The organism is Petrotoga sp. 9PWA.NaAc.5.4 (assembly GCF_002895485.1).
Classification (GTDB): Bacteria; Thermotogota; Thermotogae; order Petrotogales; family Petrotogaceae; genus AZRK01.
This window is the reverse complement of sequence record NZ_AZRK01000012.1, coordinates 58,228-70,616: the sequence shown is the minus strand read 5'-3', so window position 1 is coordinate 70,616 and position 12,389 is coordinate 58,228. Positions and strand designations below refer to the sequence as shown.

11 protein-coding genes are annotated in these 12,389 nt (G+C 31.9%); 8 read left to right on the top strand and 3 right to left on the bottom strand.

Annotated features, from left to right (window positions below; genetic code table 11):
* Positions 1–445: 445 nt before the first annotated feature.
* From X924_RS04675 to X924_RS04650, 6 genes are all read left to right on the top strand, one after another.
* Positions 446–1,270 (top strand): SDR family oxidoreductase, encoded by an 825-nt coding sequence (locus tag X924_RS04675; RefSeq protein ID WP_121957854.1) that lies wholly within the window; start codon positions 446–448, stop codon positions 1,268–1,270.
* Between the two features lie 209 nt (positions 1,271–1,479).
* Positions 1,480–2,898 (top strand): NADP-dependent phosphogluconate dehydrogenase, encoded by a 1,419-nt coding sequence (gene gndA / locus X924_RS04670; protein ID WP_121957786.1) that lies wholly within the window; start codon positions 1,480–1,482, stop codon positions 2,896–2,898.
* An 86-nt stretch (positions 2,899–2,984) separates the two neighbouring features.
* Positions 2,985–3,950: a D-isomer specific 2-hydroxyacid dehydrogenase family protein gene (locus tag X924_RS04665; protein WP_369826023.1), complete on the top strand. Its 966-nt coding sequence runs from the start codon at positions 2,985–2,987 to the stop codon at positions 3,948–3,950.
* 25 nt (positions 3,951–3,975) lie between these two features.
* Entirely contained in the window at positions 3,976–5,469 is a 1,494-nt protein-coding gene (locus tag X924_RS04660) for a gluconokinase (RefSeq protein ID WP_158245315.1), read from the top strand.
* A 146-nt stretch (positions 5,470–5,615) separates the two neighbouring features.
* Positions 5,616–7,115, top strand: coding sequence for a DUF1538 domain-containing protein (locus X924_RS04655; RefSeq protein WP_121957783.1), 1,500 nt, complete (start codon positions 5,616–5,618; stop codon positions 7,113–7,115).
* The gene (locus tag X924_RS04650) at positions 7,105–7,776 is read left to right on the top strand and encodes a P-II family nitrogen regulator (protein WP_121957782.1); all 672 of its coding nucleotides are present in this window, start codon (positions 7,105–7,107) and stop codon (positions 7,774–7,776) included. Before X924_RS04655 ends, X924_RS04650 begins: the two co-directional genes overlap by 11 nt.
* 123 nt (positions 7,777–7,899) lie before the next feature.
* Here X924_RS04650 and X924_RS04645 read toward each other — a convergent pair whose 3' ends face one another.
* Positions 7,900–8,493, bottom strand: coding sequence for a GyrI-like domain-containing protein (locus tag X924_RS04645; RefSeq protein ID WP_121957781.1), 594 nt, complete (start codon positions 8,491–8,493; stop codon positions 7,900–7,902).
* A 28-nt stretch (positions 8,494–8,521) separates the two neighbouring features.
* Positions 8,522–8,734, bottom strand: a complete 213-nt coding sequence (locus X924_RS04640; RefSeq protein WP_121957780.1) for a hypothetical protein — start codon at positions 8,732–8,734, stop codon at positions 8,522–8,524.
* Between the two features lie 764 nt (positions 8,735–9,498).
* Between X924_RS04640 and mgtE the strand changes: the two genes are divergently transcribed.
* Positions 9,499–10,842 carry a magnesium transporter gene (gene mgtE / locus X924_RS04635; RefSeq protein ID WP_121957779.1) on the top strand — a complete coding sequence of 448 codons (1,344 nt, stop codon included), beginning with the start codon at positions 9,499–9,501 and terminating at the stop codon, positions 10,840–10,842.
* A gap of 69 nt (positions 10,843–10,911) precedes the next feature.
* On the opposite strand, the gene X924_RS04630 is transcribed toward mgtE, so the two are convergent.
* A complete protein-coding gene (locus tag X924_RS04630; RefSeq protein ID WP_146255668.1) occupies positions 10,912–11,097 on the bottom strand; it encodes a hypothetical protein in 186 nt (61 codons plus the stop codon).
* 268 nt (positions 11,098–11,365) lie between these two features.
* On the opposite strand from X924_RS04630, the gene X924_RS04625 reads away from it, so the two are divergent.
* Complete coding sequence (locus X924_RS04625) at positions 11,366–12,208, top strand: hypothetical protein (protein WP_121957777.1); 843 nt, start codon at positions 11,366–11,368, stop codon at positions 12,206–12,208.
* The last annotated feature ends 181 nt before the right edge of the window (positions 12,209–12,389 follow it).

Genomic DNA, 12,389 nt, shown 5'->3' with positions numbered 1-12,389 from the left:
TCAGGGCGAAGCCCCTCTCCCCTTTCGGTACAAGTACCGAGTAACTCAAAAAATAAATAATTTGCCAAAATAGATAAAGACTTTAAAATGGAGAACTTTTTAAAAATAATCTTTTGTATTTAAAATGGGTTCAGGGCGAAGCCCTCTCCCCATTCCTTCGGTACAAGTGCCGAGTAACTCAAAAAATAAACAATTTGCCAAAATAGATAAAGACTTTAAAATGGAGAACTTTTTAAAAATAATCTTTTGTATTTAAAATGGGTCCAGGGCGAAGCCCCTCTCCCCTTTCGGTACAAGTACCGAAAAAGCTAAAAGAAATTAGAAATTAGTAAATATTAGAAGTAGGAAGATATTTTTGAAAAAAATTTAAAACTAAAATATTGGCAAAACTTAAGTTTTAGAATTTCTAAAGGGGGTAAAAAATTATTTTAGGGAGATGATAAAAGTGAGTAAAATTGATGAATTTTTTAACGTAGAGGGCAAAGTAATTGCCATAACTGGTGGTGCAGGTATTATTTGTTCAGAGATGGCAAGATCCTTAGGTACTTTAGGAGCAAAAATAGCCGTCTTAGATCTCTCTGAAAAAGCCTTAGAAGAATTAGGTGAAGAACTAACACAAAAGAAAGTTGAGCATATACTTGTAAAAACTAATGTTTTACAAAAAGAGGATTTAGTTAAAGCAAGAGAAGGAATTATCGCAAAATTTGGTAAAATTGATGTACTTATAAATGGAGCAGGAGGAAATAAGCCTGAAGCTACCACAAGTGCAGAAAAATCTTTTTTCAATTTACCGCAAGATTCTATTCAATGGGTATTTAACTTAAATTTTTTGGGAACTTTTTTAGCTTCACAGGTTTTTGGTGAATATTTTGCCAAAAGAAAAGAAGGAATTATTATTAATATCTCTTCTATGAATGCTTTTAGACCTTTAACAAATATTCCTGCTTATTCGGCGGCTAAAGCTGCTGTAAGTAATTTTACTCAATGGCTTGCTGTTCATATGAACCACAATTATTCAAAAAAAATTAGAGTAAATGCGATTGCTCCTGGATTTTTATTGACAAATCAAAATAAATTCTTGCTTACTAATCAGGATGGCAGCCTCACTGAGAGGGGGCACAAGATATTGGATCATACACCTATGGGAAGATTCGGGAATCCCGAAGATTTAATTTCAACAATAATATGGTTGATAAGTGATAGTTCTGAATTTGTAAACGGAGTTGTTGTCCCTATAGATGGTGGTTTTTCAGCTTATAGTGGCGTATAGTAACTAATTGTCTTAAAAATAAAAGAATTCGTCCAGTTCTTAAAACAGTTAAACTCTATTATGTAACGGTAAAATTAACCTATAAAATGTTATTTTGAATTTAAAGTGGGCTCAGTGCGGTTATAAAAAATTTAACGCTAAAATATATATAATACAAATTTCAAATTTTTAAAGTTAGTCTTTAAAAGATAAAGAAAGGAGATGATAGTATGAACTATGGGAAAAACGATGTTGCTGTTATCGGAATGGCGGTTATGGGGCAAAATTTGGCATTGAATATTGAGTCTAAAGGTTTTAAAGTTTCCGTTTATAACAGATCTAATGAAAAAACTCAAAAGTTCGTTGAAGAAAGAGGAAAAAATAAAAATATAGAAGGTAGTTATTCAATACAAGATTTGGTAAATTCTTTAAAAAAACCTCGAAAAATAATATTAATGGTTAAAGCTGGAAAACCCGTTGACGATGTTATTAACGAGTTGTTACCTTATTTAGAAAAAGGGGACATAATAATAGATGGAGGAAATTCTTACTATAAAGATACAGATAGAAGATTTGAAGAACTTTCTAAAAAGGGTATAAGATTTTTAGGTACTGGAATAAGTGGGGGAGAATACGGAGCGCTACATGGCCCTTCGATTATGCCTGGAGGAGACAAATCTGCTTATGATGAAGTAAAAGATATTCTCGAAGCTATTGCGGCAAAAACAGAAGATGGTCCATGTGTTACTTACCTTGGACCTAAATCGAGTGGTCACTATGTGAAAATGGTTCATAACGGTATAGAATACGCTATTATGGAACTAATTTCAGAAGCCTATGATATTATGAGAAAAGTATTTAAATTAACTCCACAAGAGATGAGTAGAATATTCAAAGAATGGAACGAAGAGCATAAATCATATTTAATGGAAATTACTTATAAGATCTTGGAATGGAAAGATGAAGAAACCGGAAAACCAATTATTGATGTTATTTTGGATAGTGCAAAACAAAAAGGAACTGGTAAATGGAGCGTTCAAGACGCTTTAGACTTAAATATCTCTATTCCAACAATAAATGCAGCTGTTAATGCTAGGACACTTTCTTCTATAAAAGATGAAAGAGTAAAAATTTCAGAAGTATATGAAGCTCCTATAGAAATTGAGCTAAATAAAGAATTTGTTGATGCTTTAAAAGATGCTCTATATATATCAACTATAATAGCATATGCTGAAGGTATGAAATTACTTCAAGTGGCTTCAGATGAATATGGTTATAATCTTGATTTATCAGAAGTTGCCAGAATCTGGGAAGATGGATGTATAATTAGGTCTGCTTTTCTAAAACCTATTCAAAAAGCTTACAAGAAAGATTTGGCTTTGATAAACTTAATAATTTCAGATGAGTTTATTACTGAGTTTAGAAACAGAGTCCCAAAACTTAGAGAAGTTGTTTCTAATATTAAAAAAACTAAGATTCCCATACCAGCATTCAGTTCAGCCCTTGATTATTTTGATGGGTTAAGTTCAAAAGAACTTCCTGCAAATCTAATTCAAGCTCAAAGAGATTATTTTGGAGCACATACATATGAAAGAAGAGATAAAGAGGGTATTTTTCACACGGAATGGCAGGATATACATAATATCTAACTAAGGGGGATAAGATATTGACTAAAGATAAGAACAATATTGCAATAGTGAATTCAAGCACTTTTGGTGAATACTTTCCTGATTTAATGCAACGACTAAGGGATATAGGCGTTGTAGAAAGAATTAATGTAGATCCAAAAATAAGCGGCAAAGATTTAGCAGAAAAATTAAAGGGTTTTAAGTTTATAATTGCTAGTGTGACACCTAATTTTACAGCGGAGTTTTTCAAGTACAACAAAGATGTGAAGTTAATAGCAAGACATGGTATTGGATATAATAATGTAGATATAAAAGCCGCAACAGAAAACAACGTAATGGTAACAAGAGTATTGGGAATTCATGAAAGAGATTCGGTAGCAGAACTTGCGGTGAGTTTAATGCTAATTTGTCTTCGACATATAATACCAGCAAATAAAGCGGTCTTAGAAAATAAATGGCATGAAAGAAAAAATTTCATGGGAAAAGAACTTTCAAAAATTACTGTAGGCATTATTGGTTATGGAAATATTGGAAGTCGGGTTGCAGAAATTGTAAAAGAAGGTTTTAAATCAGAAGTAATTGCATATGATCCATACATAGCAGACAAGGTTATAGAAAAAACCGGAGTAAAACCTGTTGAATTCGATGAATTACTAAAAACTTCCGATGTAATCAGTCTCAATGCCTCTCTCAACGAAGGAAACTACCACTTTATCAACAAAAAGGCTTTTAATAAAATGAAAGATGGAGTAGTAATCGTTAACACTGCAAGAGGAGAATTAATAAATCTTTCGGACTTTATTGAAGCATTAGAAACTGGAAAAATCCTATCTGCAGGACTTGATGTAGTAGAAACAGAACCAATAGAACCTGATAATCCTCTGCTAAAATTTCCAAACGTCTACATTGTGCCTCATATTGGAGGATACGGTACATACTCCTTAAGAAAGATGGACGAAAAAATGGTCGAAGACATTGAAAAATTAGTAAATGGTGAAATTCCTGATCAAATAGTTAATCCCGAAGTCATTGAAAAAATCCTCGTAAATTTTCAAGATAAAAATAATGACTAAAAACCTCGAAAGGAGCGTTTCTTCAATGAAACACGTGTTAGTTCTTGATGTTGGTACAACAAACATGAAACTCGCAATTGTAAACGAACAGGGAAAGGTTGTCTCTCAAGAAACAAAAAAGATTAATATGTATCGAAACGAAGAAGGAGCAGCAGAACATAATCCAAAAGAATTGTGGAGTGATTTTCTCGAACTATCTCAAAAAACAGTTGCTAATTTTAAGGATGAAATCGTTCTATTGGTATTATCTGGATATCAATTTGGCTTCTTACCTATAGATAAAAACTACCAACCATTAACTGGTATGATTACGTTATTAGATACTAGATCTCAATCGATAATGATTGACTTTGAAAAGAAATTCTCCACAGAAAAAATCTATCAAAAAACAGGTTGTCCACCTGCATTTAATTATACATTACAACGGATTTTATGGCTCAAAAAGGAAAAACCGGATATCTTTAAAAACATAAACAAGATAATAGACATTAAAAGTTTTTTCATATACCAATTAACAGGACAATGTATATCAGAACCAAGTGTAGCGTCTACTACACAACTCTTAGATATAAGAACTCAAGATTGGGATGAGGAATTAGTCGAACAAGCAGGCATTAAAAGAGAACAACTCCCAAGATTATTACCAGGGAATGCAATAGCAGATGTTATAAAGAGAGAAGTAGCCAATAAAATGGGACTGAAAAAACAAATTCCAGTGATGTTGGGGGTATATGATGGTGGAGCTATGATCCTGGGAATGGGTGGCTTTGAAGATAATGCAGTTTGTAACCTAGGAACTACAGCAATGTTTAGATGTGCCTACAGTGAACCTCTACTTGATAAAAGTGGATCCTATAGACTTCAAACATATGCTTTACTCCCACATCTTTGGGCAACAGGTGCTGCAGTAAACAATGCAGGGATTGTTATCGATTGGTTTATAAATAATATAGCAAAGGGCATGAGTTATGAAGATCTAAACAAGGAAGCCATGAAAGTCTCAGTAGGATCAAATGGCCTAATCTGCTTTCCTTTTTTAACTGGAGAAAGGGATCCAAGAATTGGAAGTCTTGCCACAGGAAGTTTCTTTGGTTTAAAAACAACTCACTCCATTTCACATATGGCGAGATCAATATTCGAAGGAATTGGTTATAGTTTAAATCTCCTAAAAACAGCACTAGAAGAAAATAATGTTCATTTAAAATATTTAACTGTAGGAGGATCTGGTAGCAAAAGCGAGGTTTGGCCACAAATATTAGCAGACATATTTAATATGCCCGTAACTAAATCTCTTACAGAAAACGCAACTTTAATAGGTGAAGCAATGCTCGCTTTTACTGAAATTGGTCTCTTTAAGAATCTTAAAGAAGCAGGTAAGATTTTTATAAAAAAAGGAGATAGTTATCAACCCAATCCTGTAAATGTAAAAAAGTATGAATCTTTTTATGAATTCTTTAGTGAAATGATTACTTGCTATCATGACAAATATATTAAGTACAGTATTATTTCAAAAGATTAAATCTTTCTGTAACAAAATCCTTTAAAATAAAGCTATTAATATTGTATTATAATAATAAGAGGAGAAGATAATTTCTCCTCATTTTTTAAATCTCATACTTATTACTAAAATCTACACTAAAAAATAATTAAAGGATGTGAACTATATTGAATGTACTAATTAAAAAGTTCAGGGAAGCCATATTCTCTGTAATTCCCATTACTATTATCGTGTTGATCCTGAATTTTACAATTGTTCCTTTAGGTACAACATCCTTAATTAAATTCCTAATTGGAGTTGTTTTGATTATTTTTGGCCTATTTATTTTTCTAATTGGAGTAGATATAGCAATTATTCCGATGGGAGATATGCTTGGCTCAACCATCTTAGGCACAAACAGTATATGGAAAATCATATTAATATGCTTATTATTTGGATTCAGTATCTCGGTAGTTGAACCTGTTTTACATATTGTATCAGGTCAAATAGATTATGTTACTGCAGGGGCAATTTCAAAATCACTTATCATCATTTCAGTTTCAATTGGAGTTGGTACTTTAATTACGTTAGGTGTTATTAGACCTATGTTTAATATCCCTCTAAGGCTGTGCTTGACTATTATTTATTCTATAATACTGGTACTTGCATTGATTGCTCCTCCTGAATTTATTTCTATTTCTTTTGACGCTCCCGGGGCTACAACAGGAGTCCTAACTGTACCTTTTATTTCATCACTTGCCATTGGACTGTTTTCAAGAAGGGTGGGGAAAGAATCTGAAGAAGATAGTTTTGGCTTAGTTGGTATTACAACAAGCGGTGCAGTTATCGCCTTGCTTATTATGAGTATTTTCGTACGAAACACAGATTTGTCAAATACTATCAATCATTACACCAGTAATAGCATTACTTCCAGTTCTATTGTAGGCAGTTTTTTTAAACTGGTTCCATCAATCATGCTTGAAACGTTGTTAGCTTTGTTACCAATAGTAATAATATTCTTAGTTTTTCAAGTTATCTCCTTCAAATTATCCAAAAATTCTTTTTTAAATATAATAAAAGGTTTTGTTCATACATTCATAGGTGCAGTATTATTTCTAACAGGTGCTAACGGAGGATTTATGGATGTAGGTATCACAATCGGAGGTGCGCTTACTTCCTTCGAGAATAAAATCGTTGTGATACTCTTTGGATTCATTTTAGGCGCAGTCGCAATTCTTGCTGAACCATCTGTTTATGTAATTTCGAAACAAATAGAAGAAGTAACTAGCGGTTATATAAAAGGTTCACTTATTATATCAGCTTTTTCTATTGGTGTAGGATTTGCAGTTGCACTTTCTTTGATTAGAACTATTGTACCTGGCTTTAAATTGTGGTATTATTTATTACCAGGATATGCCCTGGCGGTAATACTAAGTTACTTTGTACCTAACTTGTTTGTAGGAATTGCGTTTGATTCTGGAGGCGTGGCAACGGGACTTATGGCCGCTACTTTTATTTTAGCTTTTGCACAAGGCGCTGCAGGGGTTGTAGAAGGATCAAATGCTTTAGTTGATGGGTTTGGAACTATCTCAATAATTGCTTTAATGCCAGTCCTAACGTTACTAATATTTGGACTAATTTTCAAAGTCAAAAGCTCCAAAGGAGGAACTCAAAAAGATGAACAATAATACAAAAAGTTATGAACTAATATATGTAATCTTGAATTTTGGAATGGGAAGTAAGGTTTATAAATACGCCCGAGAACTTGGAATAAAAAGAGGAATAATCATTCTTGGAAAAGGAACAGTAAAAAGTCCTATTTTAGAATTCTTAGGTATAACTGATGTAAGAAAAGAAATAATACTCATGGTTTGTGAAAGCTCAAAAATAAAAGAAATAGTTCCTAAAATAGTTGATATCTTTCATATTGACAAACCAAATAAGGGTATACTATTCACTGTTCCAATTAAAGATTTTTATGATTTACAAAGTAAAGATAAAAAATACGTTTCAGCAGAAGTAAAGACAAATGGAGGTGCCAAAAATACTATGTATGATGTAATATTTGTTGTTGTTGATAAAGGAAAGGCAGAATTTGTAGTAGAAGTAGCAAATGAAGCGGGGGCAAAAGGTGGCACAATTATTAATGCGAGAGGCGCTAGTGAATATGAGATAGAAAAAATATTTTCTATGGAGATTGAACCTGAAAAAGACGTAGTCTTAATAATAGTGAAGAAAGAATTAACAGAGACAGTTGTCAATTCTATTAGAGATAAATTAGATATCGAAAAAGAAGGTGCAGGAATAATATTTGTTCAAGAAGTAGATCAAGCTTACGGTTTAATCTAATAATTAGTGAAAAAAGGATGGGGGTTACAATTGTTCGAGCATGTGGCAACCAAGAGCTGTCAGGCTTATGTTGCTGACTCGCGTACCCATCCCATCCATATCTTTATCAAGCGAATTCTAAATTCATACCTTTTTTATAGGATGTCTTATAACAGTTTTTAACCTTTCTGGAGCAACCTTTCTAACATCACTAAGATAAATTTCGTGATGAAACCTCTTCTCTGTAATATCAAGCTCATATCCTTCTTTTCTCATATATTCATGCATAAGTTGAATAGTCGCAGGTTCGTCATCATAGGGTCCTATGTGCATACACTGTACACATAAGCCTTCTTCATAAGTCAAAAACTCAACTTTGGAAAAATCTTTTTTCTTTTTCTTTGAAGTTTCTGCTACCGCCCAATCAAAATCTTCTTTTTTCACAAAATCCGGTAAACGAATTATAGAAATAAACTTAAAATTCTCTTTATGCGCATAATAAATTCCTTTAGCATTTTCCTGCCACCAAAATCCCTCCAAAGGAGGTACGACATAGTCAAAATATCCTTCTATCTGGTAGTCTCCCATCTTACTCATTTTTATAGTAAAGGCAATGCCATAAAGTAAACTTATTGATTCTTTGTATTCACTGCCTTCCAAATTAGGATTACCCGAACCACGAACTGCAATATAGTTCATAGTTGGGACATCTACAATACTTGGTTTATTCTTTGGCATATAAAACTCTTTGTATTCCTTTTTATAATTATTGGCGAAATTCAGTTTGTTCTAAAGAGATAAAATATTTGTTAAATCTATCTCCAGCTTCTAGAATTAAAGCAAGTTTTAAAAGTGTAATTTTTAAGAGGTTAATATGCTCTTTTTGTGCAATTTCTAATGTCCTTTCTTCAACCTCTATTGCATCTAGGTATCTTCCAATATTTTTTAACTTGAACATCTCATTTATGATTAACTTCACTTCTTCTGTAATATTAATGTATAACGCTAAAAGCCTTTCTCCTTGTTCAATCCAGTCATTTGTAAATAGAATATTGAAGGGGTTGAAGTAATTATAGCCTGGAAAATATTGTTGTCTTTCATTAATTTTATAAGATTATTCAAACGTTGTTCTTTAATTTTGTTCTCCTTATTTTTAAAGGGTTGTTTTGTCGAAATGAGGCTCTCCTTTAAGACTACTATACTTGTCAATATTACTAGATAGAATTTATATCAAATACAATTATCTAATATCTAAAATTTGTATAAAAATAAAAATTTATATAGCTTATACTAAAAGTTAAATGATATTTACTTTTAGGTTTTCAAAGTTACTTTTCTTTGTACAATATCTTTTTTGGTTGAAAATATTTAATTTTTGAAGTATAATTCAAATGGTTTTTATGTGGCTAATGTTATTATAATAAACGAATATGTTCCCTCTTTCTATATCATAATCACATATTTTTTAATAGTACCTTCTTCTGTTTTTTTCAAGGCTTCTAAGTTTTTTTCTTATATATTTTTTTGTTTTTTATATACTTCTTTCCTAGTTAAGCTGTAGTTTTGTTAAATTTATTAATTTTAATAAATATCTAAGTTGATTATCACTATACTATAAAAAATCAAGTATTAATTTACAGACCATCCTACATTTAATAATCTGATAATATGACTATTTTTTTTGTAGTCAAGTAAATATAGTTTTTACTTTATTTGATAAAACTTGTACTGGAGGTAATAAAAATGATCGTTGAAGAACTTGAAAAACTTCTCGAAGAGAAAAAGTATATAGAATTTAAGGAAAAAATTCAAGACATGCCACCTCAAGATGTAGCAGAATTATTGGAGGAGCTCGAGTCAACCCAGACAATCATTGCTTTTAGACTCCTCCCAAAAGAAAAAGCTGCAGATGTTTTTTCTTATCTTCCATCGGAATTACAAGCTAAAATATCCCTAGCGATTGATGATAAAAAACTTATGGAGATATTAGATGATTTATTTTTTGATGATAAGATAGATTTTTTGGAAGAAATGCCCGCTAATGTCGTTAGTAGAATTCTGAAAAACTCTACTGAAGCAGAACGTAAACTAATTAATCAATTTTTAAAGTATCCTCCAAACTCTGCAGGGAGTTTAATGACAATAGAATTTATCGATCTCAAAAAAGAGAGAACTGTACAAGAAGCCCTTGACAAAATCAGAAGAGAAGGTCAAGATGTTGAAATGGTTTATAATTGTTATGTAACCGATTCAAAAAGAAAATTGGAGGGGATAGTTTCCTTAAAAGAGCTTGTATTAGCGCCACCTGATGCAAAAGTAGAAGATATTATGCTTAAAGAAATAATTTATGTTAACACGCATGATGATCAAGAAACTGTTGCTCAAATCTTTAGAAAATATGATTTAATTGTTGTTCCAGTCGTAGATAGTGAAAAAAGGTTAGTAGGGATAATAACAGTTGATGACATCTTAGATGCGATTGAAGAAGAAACCACAGAAGATATTCATCACATCGGAGGTATGTCACCCAGTGATAAACCTTATATGATCACTAGTCCTTTTACCTTGGCAAAAAAAAGATTTTGGTGGCTTTTAATATTAATGATCTCTGGAACTATAAGTGCATACATAATTAGTAAATATGAAGCCGCCCTTCAACAAGTAGTTGGATTAATTGCTTTTATTCCCATTTTAATGGATACTACAGGTAATGCCGGCTCTCAATCTTCTGCAATGGTGATAAGAAGTTTAACATTAGGTGAAATTAAATACAAAGATATACTTAAAGTCATTTGGAAAGAAATACAGATAAGTGTAATCATTGTTATTGGGTTAGCTTTGGTTAACTTTTTAAAAATTTATTTTTTAGAGGGTTATCCTGCAGAAATAGCGTTTACAGTTTCTATTGCTTTAATGTCTGCAGTTTGTGTTGCTAATGTAATAGGTGGAGCTTTACCTATTATTGCCCAATTACTACATATTGATCCGACTGTAATGGCTGGTCCATTAATCACAACTATTGTAGATTCACTTTCTTTAACTATTTATTTTGCCTTAGCCACCCATTTATTAAATATTTCCGTTTAGTAACATCAAGTAATTAAATAAAAGCTGCTTGATTTATCAAGCAGCTTTTATTCATTATTACAAAAATTATTAATTTACTTCTTTAACTTTAAACCACCAATCAAAATCCTCTTGATCAGATGCTTTCCTTTCCATTGCATCTTTATATGTTGCGGCAGAAACAATTATCGCTTTATCTCCTAAGATAGAATTTTCTAGCCAGTTGCCTGAAAAAGCCGCATGATATTTATCTGCAAGTTGTAAAGTACCATTCATATCACGAATACAATGATTTATTAGTAAATGGAGGATTTGAATACAAAACACCATCCGGGATTCAACTAACAGGAAGATTTGCTACTGAAAATGTGGAAAGGTTAGAATTTGACGAATTTAAAGATATCTCAGACAAAACGAAAAGTTATTTCAGTATGAAGATTGTTGTTGATTTTTAATGATTTTTAAAAGAAACTAACTATAAACAAGTGTATTTTTACTATGAACATAAATTAGTAAAAGTATCAAAAAGTGAAGAGGGATTAAAGTGAGTAAGAAAAAGTTGACTATTTTGACGATTATAACGGTGTTGGTTTTAGCTTTAGTGGGTTGTGCCACTGTTGAAACCCGCAATTATACTCTAAAAGTTGAGGTAAGTCTGGGTGATTCTGTGAAAGTGGGAGATGAAGAGGTAGGGCCAGAAGAAACTAAAGAATTTCAAATTGAAGTCAACACAGAAGTTGTTCTTGAAGTAGTTCCAGAAGAAAGCTATGTATTTGATAAATGGGTAGGGACTAATAAAGACGATGTAAAAGGTACAACAGAAGAAAACAAATACAAAATCAAGATGAATGGCAACAAAGAGATTAAAGCAGTCTTTAAAGGTGAAGAGGAAGAAATTGAAACTTTACCTGAGTTACCTGCAGGAGCCGTGACGATTCTTGCACCAGTTATAGAAGATATAGGATGGGAAAAAGATGGAATGACAAACCAAGCCATTGTTGAATTAGAGTTTGATGAACAGAAAAATGCCGTGAAAGTGACTTATGAAATGCAGAATGAGGGACAAGTTGCTGTTAGTTATGAAAATTTGGACGCTAATCCACCTAAAACAAAATTTTATTTGGAGATTTTTGTAGATGAAGAAGCAGAATTCAACTGGTTTAGAGCTTTTATGCAAACCAAAAAAGATGAGAATAATTACCCAATGTATCCAAGTGAGTGGCCATATGTTGACAGGGACAAAAGAAATGAATGGCAAACTTTAGAAATTGATATGACAGGTGTTGACGAAGGTGAACAGATATACAAATGGGGCTTTCATTTAGGAGCAGATGCAGATGCTACTGGTACATTTTGGGTGGGAAGAATTTACTATATTGGTGATTGATCATTAAGTTTTTCTTTAATTTTTAACTTTACTTTTATGAAAGCTGGTTATTTTAACCGGCTTTCAATATTCATATTAGGTTGACATGTTTTTAATATATTTCGTAAAACTTAGATATATATAATACTTATTATCAATTTAAATTTTTATGTAAAATTGTAGATATTTTATAATATAATTA